General features: G+C 62.6%; 12 protein-coding genes. 2 read left to right on the forward strand and 10 right to left on the reverse strand.

Annotated features, from left to right (window positions below; all coding sequences use genetic code 11):
* Nucleotides 1–12 precede the first annotated feature (12 nt).
* Complete coding sequence (gene hpxZ, locus HNH97_RS06425) at nucleotides 13–399, reverse strand: oxalurate catabolism protein HpxZ (RefSeq protein WP_171790329.1); 387 nt, start codon at nucleotides 397–399, stop codon at nucleotides 13–15.
* A gap of 79 nt (nucleotides 400–478) precedes the next feature.
* Nucleotides 479–1,690, reverse strand: coding sequence for an MFS transporter (locus tag HNH97_RS06430; RefSeq protein WP_227744486.1), 1,212 nt, complete (start codon nucleotides 1,688–1,690; stop codon nucleotides 479–481).
* 421 nt (nucleotides 1,691–2,111) lie between these two features.
* Between HNH97_RS06430 and HNH97_RS06435 the strand changes: the two genes are divergently transcribed.
* Entirely contained in the window at nucleotides 2,112–2,876 is a 765-nt protein-coding gene (locus HNH97_RS06435) for a sulfite exporter TauE/SafE family protein (protein ID WP_171790366.1), read from the forward strand.
* 24 nt (nucleotides 2,877–2,900) lie between these two features.
* Here the strand turns inward: HNH97_RS06435 and HNH97_RS06440 are convergent, their stop codons facing one another.
* Both HNH97_RS06440 and galE read right to left on the reverse strand, forming a co-directional pair.
* Nucleotides 2,901–4,442: a flippase gene (locus tag HNH97_RS06440; RefSeq protein ID WP_171790330.1), complete on the reverse strand. Its 1,542-nt coding sequence runs from the start codon at nucleotides 4,440–4,442 to the stop codon at nucleotides 2,901–2,903.
* Nucleotides 4,443–4,580: 138 nt separating this feature from the next.
* Nucleotides 4,581–5,669: a UDP-glucose 4-epimerase GalE gene (gene galE, locus HNH97_RS06445; RefSeq protein ID WP_171790331.1), complete on the reverse strand. Its 1,089-nt coding sequence runs from the start codon at nucleotides 5,667–5,669 to the stop codon at nucleotides 4,581–4,583.
* A gap of 405 nt (nucleotides 5,670–6,074) precedes the next feature.
* Here galE and HNH97_RS06450 point away from each other — a divergent pair, with 405 nt between their 5' ends.
* Entirely contained in the window at nucleotides 6,075–7,187 is a 1,113-nt protein-coding gene (locus HNH97_RS06450) for an acyltransferase family protein (protein WP_171790332.1), read from the forward strand.
* Here HNH97_RS06450 and HNH97_RS06455 read toward each other — a convergent pair.
* The 6 genes from HNH97_RS06455 to HNH97_RS06480 form a co-directional block, all read right to left on the reverse strand.
* Nucleotides 7,175–8,002 carry a glycosyltransferase family 2 protein gene (locus HNH97_RS06455; RefSeq protein WP_171790333.1) on the reverse strand — a complete coding sequence of 276 codons (828 nt, stop codon included), beginning with the start codon at nucleotides 8,000–8,002 and terminating at the stop codon, nucleotides 7,175–7,177. The genes HNH97_RS06450 and HNH97_RS06455 overlap by 13 nt on opposite strands.
* Nucleotides 8,003–8,021: 19 nt before the next feature.
* On the reverse strand, nucleotides 8,022–10,058 hold the full coding sequence (locus HNH97_RS06460; RefSeq protein ID WP_244949339.1) for a glycosyltransferase: 2,037 nt from the start codon (nucleotides 10,056–10,058) through the stop codon (nucleotides 8,022–8,024).
* 23 nt (nucleotides 10,059–10,081) lie between these two features.
* Nucleotides 10,082–10,450, reverse strand: a complete 369-nt coding sequence (locus HNH97_RS06465) for a hypothetical protein (RefSeq protein ID WP_171790334.1) — start codon at nucleotides 10,448–10,450, stop codon at nucleotides 10,082–10,084.
* On the reverse strand, nucleotides 10,447–11,496 hold the full coding sequence (locus HNH97_RS06470; protein ID WP_227744484.1) for a glycosyltransferase family 4 protein: 1,050 nt from the start codon (nucleotides 11,494–11,496) through the stop codon (nucleotides 10,447–10,449). Before HNH97_RS06470 ends, HNH97_RS06465 begins: the two co-directional genes overlap by 4 nt.
* Before the next feature lie 61 nt (nucleotides 11,497–11,557).
* Complete coding sequence (locus HNH97_RS06475; RefSeq protein WP_171790336.1) at nucleotides 11,558–13,795, reverse strand: GumC family protein; 2,238 nt, start codon at nucleotides 13,793–13,795, stop codon at nucleotides 11,558–11,560.
* Nucleotides 13,796–13,878: 83 nt separating this feature from the next.
* Nucleotides 13,879–15,336 carry an exopolysaccharide biosynthesis polyprenyl glycosylphosphotransferase gene (locus HNH97_RS06480; RefSeq protein ID WP_171790337.1) on the reverse strand — a complete coding sequence of 486 codons (1,458 nt, stop codon included), beginning with the start codon at nucleotides 15,334–15,336 and terminating at the stop codon, nucleotides 13,879–13,881.
* Nucleotides 15,337–15,659: the final 323 nt, after the last annotated feature.

Here is a 15,659-nt window from a genome sequence, read left to right on the forward strand (position 1 = left end):
CCCCCGCATGGTTCAGGAGATGTCGGCCATCAGTGAAACATGCGCGGCAATGACTTTCCAGCCATCATCCGTGCGGATCCATGTCTGGCTCTGGCGGCCGATGCGGGTGCTGCCGGTGCGCTGGAATTCAAGGTCCACAGTGGCCACGTCGGGCCCCAGCGCGGTAATCACCCGCCGCAGGACCCTGCGTGGCGGCGACCCGCCGGTCCGGGTACGACGGAAGGCGGCGATTTCCGCGGCGCCGTAAAGGTTTTCGCCCACCCCGTACCTGACCGTTTCGGGACCATCATAAAACAGGCCGTCAAGGGTTGCGATACGGTTTTCGGCCAGCGCCTGTTCATACAGGTCGGACATCGCGGTGACTTCCGCGACGATGGCGGGATTGTTCAGTTCCGGCATATGCCTGTCCTTCTGCTATGGGGCCTTGTCGTGCGGTCCACCCCGGCGAGCTCTGCCGGGATTGTCGGTCCGGGGCGTTTCAGGAATGCGAGGCTGCGTGTTCCGGTGCTTCAGCATCGGCATGTCCGGCAGTATGCGGCCTCCTGTCGCGGGAGTCGAAATACTGCGCCAGCAGGACCAGCACGAACCCGACAATGGCGAACCCGGCGGACAGGATGGGCAGGCTGCCATAGGACCAGTGCGTCCCCACCAGGATGCCGCCGGCCCATGCCCCGATGGCGTTGCCGAAATTGAAGGAACTCTGGTTCATCACTGCGGCGATGTTGGGGGCCGATCCCGAACATGCCACCACATAGGACTGCAGCGGCGCCATCGGGGCATAGATGAACACGCCCCACAGGAACAGCAGGACAAGGCAGGTCCAGACATGCAGGCTGCCCGGCGCAAGCAGCAGTTGCACAATGGCCACGGCCCCCATCAGACCCGCGCATGACGGCAGCATCTTCCAGTCCGCCAGCCGTCCGCCAAGCAGGTTCCCAAGGCACAGGCCCCCGCCGATCATCAGCAGGACACCGTCAATCACATGCGTCGTCAGGCCCGTGCGGATCTGCAGGAAGGGGGAAATATAGGTGAACAGGGTGAACATGCTGGCGGAGGTGCACATGGAAACCAGCATCATGGTCACCACCAGCGGCTGCGTCATGGCCCGGAACTGTTCATACAGGCGGATGGTGGGACCGGCCTTCCCGTCCTGTGGAATCCACAGCCACATCGTACCCCATGCCACGACCCCCACGCCACATATCAGCCAGAACGCCATGCGCCACGTCGTCAACTGCGCCACAACGGTGCCCAGCGGCACGCCCAGGATCATCGCCAGCGTCAGCCCGATATAGACGAGGGAGAGGGCCTCCGCCCGCTTTTCCGGCGGGACCAGCTTGCCCGCCATGATGGATGCCGCGCCATAGAACGTGCCATGCGAAAATGATGTCAGGACGCGCGCGGTCATCAGCGACCAGTATCCCGGCGCGATCGCGCTGCAGGCATTGCCGGCGATGAAAATTCCCATTGTCAGCAGCAGCGTGTCGCGTCGTGACAGGCTGTTGGTCAGGACCGCCACCAGCGGGGAGGCGATGGTCACGCCGATGGCATAACCCGACACAAGCATGCCCGCCTGTGCGATGGTGACATGCAGCCCGCTTGAGAGTTGGGGCAGCAGGCCCATGACGATGGTTTCGGTGGTCCCGAGGCCAAACGCCCCGATTGCAAGGGCCAGCAGTGCGACAGGCAAGAACGTCACCCTTTTCGGTCAGCTTGTGTGTGCGGATGACATCCGCCATGGCATCGGTTTTTCATACCGGTCGCGGCTGCGCCAGTGTTGGCACGGGGCTTCTGCTCTTCGTGATTTACTATTGATCTCTGGAGGAAAACCTGAATGTCTTTTTGAAAAGAGGCATTCGGCCCATGGGGAATGCAATAATTCCGATCAATATTACATAAATATGTAATATTTATTTTGCGGCCTGCATGAATGGCGATCAGCGCCACGTTGTCATGGAGCGGTTTTCAAAAGGCCATTGATGCCTGTAAAAGTGCCACGGGCCGACACGGGATGGCTCCGTGCGGCCACAGGGGCGGCAGATGGCAGGGGATGGCAGGTCGATGCATATTTTTCCGTTTTTGCGAATCGCGTGGGAATGTCATCTGACGTGATGCACATGCTGCTTGAACTGCTGTCCGGCGTGGTCGTGGGGTTCACGCTTGGCCTGATCGGGGGTGGGGGATCCATCCTTGCGGTGCCGCTGATGGTCTATGTCGTGGGTGTGCCCAACGCGCATGTGGCGATTGGCACCAGCGCCGTCAGCGTGGCGGTCAATGCGCTGGCCGGCCTTGGGTATCATGCCCGCGCGCGGACGGTGAAATGGCGGTGCGCGGGTATCTTTGCTTCCTGCGGGGTGCTCGGCGCGCTGGTCGGGGCCTCGGCGGGCAAGGCGGTGGACGGGCAGCGGCTTTTGCTGTGCTTCGCCATCCTGATGATCGTCGTCGGGTTCCTGATGCTGCGCGGGCGGCATGACCAGGGCTGCGCCGATGCGCAGTGCACCCGTGACAATGCGCCCCGGGTCATGACCTTTGGCGGCCTGACGGGGCTGCTGTCGGGGTTCTTTGGCATCGGGGGCGGGTTCCTGATCGTGCCCGGCCTGATCGCCTCGACACATATGCCCATACTCAATGCCGTGGGCACGTCCCTTGTGGCGGTGGCGGCATTCGGGCTCAGCACCGCCCTCAACTACATGCTGTCGGGGTATGTGGACTGGGGGATGGCGGCGCTGTTCATCGTCGGCGGGACGATCGGCAGTTACGCGGGCATGCGGGTGTCGCGCCGCATGGCGGGGTCGTCGGGGGCGCTGACCATCTTCTTTGCCGGGGTGATCTTCTGCGTGGCGACCTACATGATCTGGCGCAGCCTGCGGGGATGATGCGCAGGCTGTCGCAGTCCCGGATCAGCCCTGCGAACGCCAGCGCAGCCCTTGGCGGCCCATGTTCCATGCCTGCGTCATGACCTGACGCAGGGAGGCCCGTTCCTCGTTCGCCAGTCCCTGCCGCCACAGCACGGTATAGAAGACCACAAGCCCCCCGATCGCGATGGCGCCGCCCATCAGGTGCGGGGTGCGCGGCAGCGCCAGCAACATCGCGCCCACCCCCACGATGGCCGTGGGAATGAGGTGACGCAGCATCTGCGACAGCCATGGATACAGCCGGATGCCAAGCCGTATGCGCACCACGCAGTCCATGAGGCTGCGACTGGCCCATGCAAAGGCCGCGCCATCGACCCCGAACCAGTGCAGGAACGCCAGCAGCAGCGGGATATAGACCACGACTTCGACGACCGAGAGGATGGCATTCATCTCCGCCCGCCCGATCCCGTCGAGGAAGCCGGCCGCCACCGCGTCCATGCCGAAGACGAAGACACCGATGCTCAGGCATTTCATGATGAGCGTGCTGTGCAGCGCGAAATCCGGTCCGACCCACAGCGACAGGATATCGTGGCTGAAGATGGAGCCGAGCAGGCAGAACGGAAACAGCAGTCCCACCACCGTCAGGATGCTGTTGCGGTACAGCGCGACCGTTGCGGCCGTGTCGGTGCGCCAGCATGCGGCCATCGCGGGATAGGCCGTGCTGGTCACCGCCATGGTGATCATCGACAGGCGCGCGACCACGTCAAAGGCGGTGGTGTAATATCCCGTCACGGCCGCGGAGAGCACCGTCGCGATCATGAAGCGGTCCATGTAGGACAGAATGGGAAACATCAGGTTGGAGATGGTCATCCATCCCCCGATCCTGAACAGGGGCCGCAGCAGGCCAAATGCCGGACGCGCCCGGCGCAGCGATGGCATGATGCGCAGGCAGACCATGCCATACCCCACCGTCATCGCCAGGCGGCACAGCGCCAGCACCAGCATCACCCCCACCAGGCTGTCCCAGACCTGCAGTATGAGCAGCGGGCCGAGATAGTACATGATGGAAATCGGGATATTGATCAGGTTGGCCGTGCGGAACGCCTGATACGCCGACATGACGCCCCACATCGCGGCATTGATCATCACCAGCGGCGCCGTGGCGCACAGCACCCACATTGCCAGCGTCGTCTGGTGCTGCAGGTCGGCAGGAATCTTCAGCCCGTGATAGACCCAGAACCGGACGCACAATGCCGCAATCCCCCCACCGACAACCCCGAACAGCCCCAGCGTCAGGATGCCCGTCAGCGTCAGGCTGGCGCTTTCTTCCTCGTCCCCATCGGCAAGGCGTTCGGCAATGGCGCGCGTCAGTGCGCGACCCAGCCCGAAATCGAAGATGCCGAATGTCCCGACAAGGCTGAGCGCAATGGTCAGCACCCCCCAGCGCGCAAGTCCCAGCCGCGTGATCAGCGGGGGCGTCACCAGAAGGGCGACGGCAACCGGACCGATACGGCCAAGCATGTTCCAGCCTGCATTGAATAATACTGTCTGCATGCGGGTCAGGCGCGCATGGTCCGTGGGTGTCATTGAAATATGATCCTGCCCGTTCTGCGATACTGATGCATCAGGTTATGGGGGCGCCCGCCATGGCGCGGCAGTTGCGGTCGGCCTGCCTGACGGGAGGATGGAAAAGGGATGCGCAGGCGTCGGAAGCCATGCCTTCCTTCAGGGGGAGGCGGGCCTGTAGAATTCCTCCGGTGCGCCGGGCAGGGGGAAATCCGCGCCCAGGGGCATGGCGGGCATGTCCATCCCCGGCATCGGGGACGCGGCGGGAAGGGCATAGCCATCGGGATGCGTCAGGCGCCAGCGGAACGCGGTTTCGACAATGTCCTCAAGCGCCGCAATACGTGGTATCCAGCCGGTTTCGCGGCGCAGGCGTTCGGAACCGGCGATCAGGGTGGCGGGATCGCCCTGCCGCCGTCCCGCCCATGACCAGTTCACGGTGCGTCCCGTCACGCGTTCCACCGCGCGGATGACATCAAGGTTCGAAAATCCGGTTGTATTTCCGACATTGTACGTCACGCTGCGGGTTTCGATCTGTTCCAGCGCCATGAGGTGCGCATGCGCAAGGTCGGTGACATGGATGTAGTCACGCACGCATGTCCCATCGGTCGTGGCATAATCCGCGCCAAAGATCGACAGGGCAGGACGGCGGCCAAGGGCTGTATCAATCGCCAGCGGGATCAGGTGGGTTTCAGGGCGATGGTCCTCGCCCGCCCGGCCCATGGGGTCGGACCCGGCGGCATTGAAATATCGCAGGCATGCGCTGTGCATTCCATAAATCGTCTCGGCCCAGTGCAGGACACGCTCGATCAGGAATTTGCTTTCGCCATAGGGGGAGCCGGGATTGACGGTGGCATGTTCCATGATCGGCTGCTGTTCCGGGGTGCCGAACAGGGCCGCGGTGGATGAAAACACGAAACGCCTGATGGCGTGATGGGTGCACAGTTCAATAAGCTGCAGGCTGTTCAGGTAATTCTGCCGCAGATAGGTGAAGGGCACGCGCATGCTGTCCCCGACAAGGGACAGGGCGGCAAAGTGCAGGACGCCATCGAATCTTTCGCGTTCCATGAGTGTATTGAGAAGCGCCTGATCCGAAAGGTTGCCGATCACAAGGGGAACATCGGGCGGGACGGCAGCACGGTGGCCGGTGCTGAGATTGTCGAAAACCACGACGGAATGGCCGGCGTCGCGCAAGGCAAGTACGACATGGCTGCCAACAAAGCCGGCGCCCCCTGTGACAAGGTAATGCATCGTATTCTTCCTGTGGTAATGGAATGCGATATGAACGGGCCTGGCAGGGACATGCCTGTGGGACCATGCCTCTGGCTGCTCTGCGCGAACGACAGGTACAGGCCTCCGGTTGCGTGAGTCCGTATCGAATTTAATATTTTATTTCCTGCCGTTATGGAAAAGAACAATAAGGATATTTACCTACAGGCCTGTATCGGATGGATAATTCCTGCATGTCCGTGGGATGCGCGCTGTCCTGTGGGGCGTGTTCACATTTTTCGTGTAATGGACACAAGGAACATGAATCCGGACATTGCCGGGAGGCGGATACAAAATATTTTTGGCCCCCCGTAAAACCAGACCGGTTACTGGCCTGTTTCCCTGCCGAGGTCATGTGGCAGCCATGATCCGTGAAGGGAACAGGATATGGATGCTCCAAGACACCATTATGCCGCTCTGGATGGTGTGCGTGGCTTTGCCGCACTGTCGGTCATGATCTATCACCTTGGGCACTGGCTGGATATGGGGGGGCTTGCGGTCAATAGTGGCCTTGCGGTGGACCTTTTCTTCTGTCTCAGCGGATATGTCCTTTCCCTTTCATATGGCACGCGCATGACGGGCGCGCGTGGCCTGTCGGCAGGGCAGTTCTTCCGCCGTCGCCTTGTGCGTCTCATGCCTGTGGTCATCGTGGCGACCATGATCGGTGCGGCCTATGTCCTGTTGCGCGGTCATCTGAATGGCGGGGATGTCGCATATGCGGCATTGCTGGTGGCGGTAGTGCTGGCATTGCTGGATCTGCCCTATCTTTTCGCGCCACACGAGATTGGCGGGCCACAGGTCTTTCCGCTCAATGGTCCGCAATATTCGCTGTTTCTGGAACTGTTCATCAACCTGTTCTGGTGGATGACCCGCCGGCTTGACCAGCGTGTGCTGGCGACGGCCATGATCGTGATATGTCTGCCGCTGGTATGGAGGTTCGGCCTGGGGGGCGATGTGCCCGGCACGTTCTGGAGCGGTTTTCCAAGGGTCGGTGCATCCTTTTTCATTGGCGTCGCCCTCTACCGCTTTGCACCGGTCATCCCGGCGGTGGTTTCGGGGGTGCCGGTATTTGTCATGTGCCTGTGCCTCATGCTGGGGCTGTTCTTCTGGCCGGTGGCGGCATCGCGCGGGATTGAAATGGCGTGGATTGCGATCTTCTCCCCCCTGCTGGTCATTTCCGGCGCACGGGTCAGGATGTCGCCCGCCCTGGCGCGGGCTTCGTTATGGGGAGGGGAGATCTCCTATCCGCTCTATGCGCTGCATTATCCGGTTTTCTGCTGGGTCAATGGCCTGTTTCAGGCAACGATGCATGCACGTATCGCGGTGGTGGAAATACCGCTGGCCGCAGTCATGGCGGTTGTGATTTCCCTGCTCATACTCAGGGGTGTCGATGAACCGGCCCGTCGCATGCTGTCGCGCCGTCGGCCTGATGCAGCAGGCGGGGCGGGCTATGTCATGGGCAAGGCGTCCGTCGCCGTCCCCGTCCATCAGGAAAGATAGCCCCGCACACGTCCAAGGAATGTCATGACATAGTAACGGAAGAATGGAATATTTCCTTTCAGCAGGTAGAAGATGCCCCCCGCGATGGGGCGCAGCAGGAACATCAGGACAATGGCGGGGGCGAGGCGGTTGCTGCGCATGACCCGTCCCATTCCTGCACCATAGCTGTAGGCGCGGGCGATATTGAGGGAGACGGGCTTGTCAGGATGGATGATACGCAGGGTTGGAAGATAAAGCCCGGCAAACCCCTTTTTCAAAAGGCGCAGCGCAAGATCCTGCCCCTCGGCCGAGCCAAAGGGCGTGCCGGGGCCAAGCATTTCGTCAAACCCGCCCACGGCGTTGAAGGCGCTGCGACGGATGAAGAAATTGAATTCGATCAGGCATGTCCACACGGTATGGGGATCGATCACGGTTTCTTCCGTCTGCCATCGTCCTGAACGTCCTGTCTGGCCTTCATGCGTGATGACGGAGCCGGTTATGAATTCGGGGGAGCGGACGCCGCTGAATGTACGGTTGACGGTTTTGAGAATGTCTTTTGTATAAACGCAGTCATCATCGGGGAATGTCACAATGTCGCCCCCCGCGCGGCTGGCGCCGAGGTTGCGGGCATGGTTGCATTTGCGGATGGCGCTGCGCAGGTGAAGGATGCTCAGCCTGTCGCTGAATTCTTCCACGATGGGGATCAGGCGGTCATCCTCGTTCTGGTCCACGATGATGACTTCAAATGTCTTGAGTGACTGTTGTGTCAGGGACAGCAGAAGGCTGCGTAATTCCTCAACCCGCCCCAGTGTCGGCACGATCAGTGAAAAGAACATTGAAACAGGTCCCTATGGGTTAAAGCGTCAGCATTTTTTCAGGGGAAATGCGGCCGAGCAGGGCATCACGCAATGCAAGCCAGTTGCCGATGATCCGCCCCCGGCGGTCGATATAGGGTTCCGGCCACAGGCTGCGTATGGCGTTCATGGCCATGTTCCGGCCAATGCTGCGCAGGGCATGATCAAGCGGGAACGTGCCCTTGCGTGACAGGTAAAGCGGGTTCGCTACCTGCGAATATCCCAACCGCCGTCCCGGCGTACGTCCGGACTTGCTGCCCAGGTGGATGCCCTTTGCGCCGTTGACGCGCACGATACGGCCGCGCCGTCCCAACTGGCGGGAGAAGTCGATATCCTCGTACCACGCATACAGGGGCAGGCGTTCGTCAAAATGGACCCCCATTTCCGCAATGGTGGAGAGACGATAGGCCATGTTGCATCCATATCCGTTCCATGCCGTCTGCACGGCGGGCAGGGGGGGCGTATCGTTGATGGCGGGATCGGCCAGCATCGTGCGCGCGTCCTCCACCGTCAGGCCCGGCCCCTTTGCACCGTCCGCCAGCACGCGCCCGGTGGCGACGACAATTTCAGGGTCCGATGCAAAGGCCATGGCGCATTGCGCAAGGTAGTCGGGATCCGGCAGGAAATCATCGTCGAAGAAGACGACAATATCCGCATCCTCCATATGCTGCAGCAGCATGTTGCGCTGGTGCGCCAGTCCCCGCGGCCCCTGAAGCAGGACCAGTCCATCGGCGGCGTCCAGTCCCGCCATGTCCTGCAGGGTGGGCGCGCAGACAATGATCCTGTGTGGGGGATGGGTCTGCCGGCGCAGTTCCGCGATCGTTTCGCGCAGGATGCCCGGCCGTCCGCAGGTCGCGATCCCGACCGTGATCTTCATGTCCCGCGCGGCGGCCGGGCCATTGTCCCCAGCCTCCCGCGCGGCGGGACTGCGCTGTGACACAAGTTCGCGTGACAGCGCGACATGACGCAGGGCATAGGACCGGGAATTGAGTTCCGTGCGCATGCGTTCGCGCGCATTGGACACCATGGCCGTACACCGGTCCGGGTCGCACGCCAGCGTGACGATGGCGTGTCCCATTGCCTGCGCATCGCCAACGGGTACATAAAAAACGCAGTCTTCACCAAAATAATGACGCAGGCCGCCGGTATCCGTGGCGATGACCGGAAGCCCCCGCAGGGTCGCTTCCTCGATCACGGTAATGCCGGAGGCATGCAGGTTGTGCGTCAGGGGAACGACCACGAGGTCGGCTTCGTCATACAGCCGGAACAGCATATCGTTATGCGTGGGGGTGACGCGCGTGACATGGGGGGGCGGGACAAAGCGGTTGGCCGTGGCGATGGTGACATGACATGCCACCCCATCGGGCAGGGGGGACGTGGCGGCCATCAGCGTGCTCCAGTCACGATGGCGGTCATTGCCCAGCGACAGCACCCGCACCGGATCACCCGATGTACGTACCGGCGGGGGATGGTCCGTCATGTCATCCGCGCGGATGCCGAACGGGATCCATTCCATCCTCTGTCCGGGGAAAACGGTGCGTGCCTGCGCCAGGTTTTCGGGCGAGAGGAATGTCAGCATGTCCGCGCGTGACAGCAGGCTGCGCATGAATAGTCGCCGCCACGCCGGTTCATGCGGCCAGCGATCCATCAGCCAGACGCTCTGCGCGATCAGGGGGGGGTGGGTGCGGCGTGGCGTCAGGCGGTAGAGCAGCAGCACCGCAAGGGCCTGTGCCTCGGTATGGGTCCAGACCACATCGGCGGACAGGATGCCCGCACGGTTGCGCCAGGCCTGCACGAAATCGAACCCAAGGATGAAGCGCACCCCATAGCGCACAAGGCGCGAAAACGGGTTTTCCGCCCTGTCTTCGGACTGTTCAACGATAACGTCCGGGCCTGCCGCGCGATAATATCCATAGGCATAGGGTTCGTTGATCCCAGGGATTTCTCCTTTCTGCCAGCGCGCATGCCAGCTCCTGGCCCCGTATCCATAACTGAGCTGCACGAAAGCACGCAGGGGCGGGGCGGTCTGTGTAGGCATGAGGAGGTCTCCTGTGCGCGAAGCTAGAAAATACCGACCGAAACAATCCTGAAATTGCGTTCCGCCATATGCGCGATCAGGTCCGCATGTGCGGCGGCGGCGCGATGGGGAGAGGGAAAGGCGTGGCAGTAGGCACCCTCCAGCACCACATGCATGCCAAAGCGCAGGTTGACCGTGCGTGCGAACCTGCCGCCATAGGCATAGACTGCCATGCGCGATGTCATGGGCAGGGGATAGGGATTGCTGATGAACAACTGTTCGGAGGAGGGATCGCTGATGCTGCACCAGACCGACTGCGTTGGTGCGGCATATGCGCCCGCCGTGACGGCCACGGCCATCATGCCCCCCAGATGCACTCCCCCCAGCCAGCGCAGGATGGGTGCATATTTCATGAGGTCATGTCCTGTGTGATCTGCAGCAGCGACTGCGCGGCCCTGTCCCACGTCAATTCATCCGCCCGCGCCCGTCCCGCCACCCGCAGTTCCTGCGCCACGGCAGGGGAGTCGAGGATGCGCACCACACTTTGCGCGATGGCGTCGGGATCGGCGGGATTGGCATAGATCGCGGCAGGGCCACAGACTTCATGCAAGACGGGAATGTCGGCGGCCACCACCGGGCAGCCACATGCCATGGCCTCCAGCGGGGGCAGGCCGAACCCTTCGTACAGTGACGGAAACACGAAACACGCCGCCGCTTCATACAGCGCGCGCAGTTCCCCGTCGCTGACCCGTCCGACATAGGTGGCCGGGCGGGGCAGGATCTGTGTGCCGCTGGCATTGAATATGGTGGTGTTCACGCTGCCGCTGATGACAAGCGGGATGCCGCGCAGGGACAGCGCACGCGCCAGCGCATCAAGCCGCGACAGGTTCTTGTGCGGGGCAAGGTTGCCGACCGCCAGTACGAAACGCTGCGGGCGGAGGTCATGGCGCGCCAGGATCGCGGGATCGGCCTGCGTGCGGACGATATGTTCGGCCCCTTCGCCAATGACCGAGATGCGTGCGGCGGGGATGTGCAGGTAACGCGCCAGTTCATTACGGGAAAATTCGGAAACGGTGACAAGGCGCGTGCGCGTGCGGCACAGCAGGAAATGCAGCACCCGGTACCACAGGCGGAATTTCCATGAATAGGAATCAGGATGGCCGAACACCCCCGCATCGTGGATGATCACGATCTGGCGTCGTCCCCACAGCGGGGCCGTGTTGCCAAGGTTGAGCAGGATGCCACTGCGCGCGGCAAGGGGCAGTTCGAACTGTTCCCAGACCTGCCCGTGGCGTTTCCCCACCGTGCGGCGCGGCAGGTCGGGCGCATCATCTTCGGTAATGCGCCCTTCGGGGATCAGGAGGATCGGGGACGGGCGCCCCTGTGCGTGGCTGACCCGGGCGAGGGCATGGCAGATCTCCAGTGCGAAGCGCTGCACCCCGCTCAGGGGCTGGGTCATGAAGCGACCGTTGACATAGATGGCTGGTCTCACCAAAGCACTCCAAACATTGCCTGCCGCCTCAGGTCGGGGGCAGCAGTCCATAATGGCTGTAGATCCGGAAGGGATGTTTCTCCGCCTCACCCAGGCTGTGCGGCGGGGCCTGCGTCAGCACGGCGCCCAGCGTGCGCGCGTCATAGGTGTGCAGCGTGCGCATCGCCTGCACCAGTGTTGCGGCACTGGTCTGTCCCCACTTGACCACCATCACCACGCCGTCGGTCTGCCGTGACAGGACGGCGGCGTCGGGAAACGCCAGCGCCGGCGGCGTGTCGAGCAGGATCATGTCGTACTGCGATCCCACCTGCGCCAGGATCTGGCCCAGTTCCTCCGGCAGCAGCATGGCGCCGCCACCACGATGCATCATCCCCTCGGGGGTCAGGATATCGACACCGGGCAGGACATCGCGCTCCAGCCCCGCCAGAAGCGGCGAAACCGGGGCGTGGGTATTGCGCATGATGCTGACCGCCCCCATGACCCGCATGGCCGACGGATTGCGCATGTCACAGTCGATGACCAGCGCACGCTGTCCGCACCGCCCCGTATTCGCCGCCAGGGACAGGGCGAAGGTGGTCTTGCCTTCCGCCTGCTCTGCCGATGTGACCAGCACCACCTTCGCGCGGAAGCGGCTGTGGCCGAAGGACAGGACGCTGCGGATCGATTCCACCGTCTCCAGATAGGCCGAACGCTCCCTGCTGGCGTACTGGCGCGCCAGTGGCCCGGCGAAGGCCGGCACCAGACCCAGCGCGAATAGCCCCGGTATCGCGTCGAGTTCGGCCGTGCTGCGCACCCCCTTGCGCATCCGTTCGATCACCAGCGCCGACCCGGCCCCCATCATCAGCGCAAAGAGGATGGCGATGGCCATGTACTGCTTGCGCGGGGGGCCATAGGGGCCAAGCGGCGTCTCGGCCCGTGAAATCAGGTCGGCTTCCGCCACCTGCAGTTCCGCCTGCGTCGATGTCTGGGCAAAACGGCCGAGATAGTCCTGATAGACCGTGCGTGCCGCCGTGGCCTCGCTCTGCAACTGGCGCAGGGTCACGTCGGCTTCGTTTTCCGCCGTGACCTGCCCCTGAAGCCTGTCCACCTCGGCCGACAGGGCGGCGACGCGGGCTTCGGCGCTCGACAGTTCCTTGGCGGCGCTGTTGGCGACGCGCTGGACTTCCGCACCGATGCGCGCGCGGACCTGGGCTGCCGCCGCGCGCACGGACTGCAGGTCGGGATTGCCGTCCATGACCGTCTGGCTCAGGCTGGCGGCGCGGCTGCTGATCTGGGCTTCCTGCGCCTGAAGCTGCTGGATCAGCGGGGAGGAAACGGCGTCGGGAATGCTGTCGAGGCTGCCGTTGCGGATCGCGTTGCGGACCTCGGTATAGCGGGCGCGCCTGCTTTCAAGGTCGCCGCGCGCGGTGATCAGTTCACGGTTCATCTGGATCAGCTGCTGGTCGGTCACGGTGGTGCCGCCGCTGTCGGCACTGTTGCTGCTGCCGTTCGCGCCGGGCGCGCGTTCGAGTTCGGCCGCAATCAGGCCGTTCTTTTCACGAAAGGCCTGCACCGCCTGTTCCGCCTTGCGCAGCCGTTCGCGCAGGGGGGCGATCTGTTCATCCAGCAGTGCGTTCGCCTGCCATGTCGCCGAGATCTTCATGTGGCGTTTGAAGTCGAGATAGACATCGGCATAGGCATTGGCGATGCGCGCACTGGTGGCCGCGTTGACCGTGCTGGCCGTGATCGTGATGATATAGGACCGCCCGTCATTAAGGATCGTCACCCACTGGTCCAGCAGCAGGCTGACGGCCTGCAGGCGTTCGTCCGCCGTCATGGGCGGCTCGACCGGCGGGGTGACGAACATGCGTGAAACCGCATCGACCAGCCGTTTACTGACAGGTACATGATCCAGCGCCTCGCGAAAGTCGGGATCGTTCACCAGGTCCAGCTTTTTCGCTACCGCCCGTGCGATGGCCGGGCTTCGCAGGATGCTGACCTCGCTATTGACGGCGACAGTGTCCACCTCGGGCGAGGAAACGGTGGCCTGCAGGTCACGGAACGGGGCCTGGTGCGTGCCGACGATCAGGATGGACGAGGCATTGTAATAAGGCCGGAGCGAGAAGATGCCGATCCCCGCAGGCACCGAGATCCCCAGCGTCACAAGCGCTATGGCCAGGCGATGGCGGCGCATGATGCTGAAGGCATGCAAGGGTGAAACCTGCTGCGTTGCCGTCGGGTCCGGCACGGGGCCGTTGAATGATGCGGGCAATTGGAGCGTATTCATCACTTGCGTCCTCTCGAAAGGGGAGGGGCGGGTATATGGGGCATATGGCTGCTTTTCTTCCGGGATGGGCCGGGATGTTCAGTTCAGCGTGCGCCTTTCTGGCCCAGCACGGCCGGAATGGTCTTCAGGAGGATCACGATGTCGCGCCACAGGCTCCAGTTCCGGACGTACCAGTTATCAAGCTGGACACGGCGGGTATAGGAAGTGTCGCTGCGGCCGCTGACCTGCCACAGGCCGGTGATGCCCGGACGGGTGGCCATGTAATATTCCATGTCCACGCCGTAATGGACCTCCTCGGCCATGACGATGGGGCGCGGGCCGACAAGGCTCATCTCCAGGCGCAGCACGTTGAAGATCTGCGGCAGTTCATCAAGGCTGGTCCGGCGCAGCAGCCTGCCAACGCGCGTGATGCGCGGGTCCGATGTCAGCTTGCGCGTGGCGGCCCATTCCGCCGCCGCCTGCGGATCGCGCGCCAGCAGGTCGGCCAGGATCGCATCGGCATTGACCGCCATGGTCCGGAACTTCAGGCAGCGGAACGGACGGCCGTTGCGCCCGATACGCATGTGGCCAAAGACCGCAGGCCCCCCGTCAAGGCGGACCAGCGCATAGACCACGGCAAGGATCGGCAGGATGGCCATAAGGACCAGCATCGCCACGGACAGGTCCAGCGCCACCTTCATCGCCCGGTGGACCGGGCGGTCAAGGTTGTTGCGGAACGTCATGATCATGGCGTCATGGCTGAAATAGGCATGGTCCCCATGATCCAGCGGGACACCACGCAGGGGCGGCATCAGCGAAAAAGGCAGCCGTGTGCGCGTGACATGTTCGATCACGCTGCGTCCGTCGCCTTCATGCGTGTCCATGACCAGCAGCAGTCGCGCGGCGCCATGGCGGGCCAGCAGCATGTCATGCAGGTGCGTGCCCGACATGTGCAGGAGGCGCGACGGCGGGATGCACCCGACCGAGCGCAGGCCGGGAAAGCGTTCGCTGGAAAAGATCTCGATCGCGCGGGTGCAGTCCTCGGGTTCACCGGCCAGCAGCACGGGAATGCGCCACAGTCCCATGGCATGGAGCACCCGTTTCGTAATCTGGCGCAGCGTGACATCGACAATGGGAAACATGATGAACGGGAACAGCGCGGATGCAACCTGCATGTCGGGCCATGACAGCATGACGATGGCCACCCCCGCCATGGCGGCGGCGGCAATGATCTGCGCCACTTCGTTCCAGAAGGGGGGGCGGTCGGTATAATGGCGCTGGTACGCAAAATAGCCCAGCATGACCACCAGCATGGCGCAGGAGAGGAAGAACACGCTTTCCATGTAATGAATGTTCTTTGGAAAGAACATTTCCTCCATCCCCAGGCACAGCGAAAATGCGGCGCAGTCGGTGGCGATCAGGGCTGTTGCACATGAAAAATGTATATGTCGCAACTGGATTGCAGGAGCATGGAATCCGTCCACCTCCGCCAGGTGGGCATCACCGGGGTGAACTGTCGCCGGGGTGGAGCCAACCGCCGCGGGGGAAAGGTGCGTATCCATGATTTACTCCGCATTATTACAGAACATGTAGAGTCAGAATACTTGGTGCCGCGTTTTCAGAGGGCCCGGCCATTGTGGGCGGAGCCTGTTCATGACTGCTCCTCCGGCCGTGACAGGGGCTATACGTGGCAGCGGGGAAGCAAGTTCCGTTAAAGTGTTAAAAATTTATTTCCAGTAATAACGCGAACGTGACCACCGTTACGCCCGGAAAACATGCAAATGGAGACAGAAGCCAAAAATAATTTAATCTTGATAGGGGATTAAATCTGCGTGCCCACGGCGCTTCATGAAGCAGGAAACAAGAACACCCACCAGGGCAGGTT

The sequence above is a fragment of the Gluconacetobacter entanii genome (assembly GCF_013155425.1).
GTDB classification, from domain to species: Bacteria; Pseudomonadota; Alphaproteobacteria; order Acetobacterales; family Acetobacteraceae; genus Novacetimonas; species Novacetimonas entanii.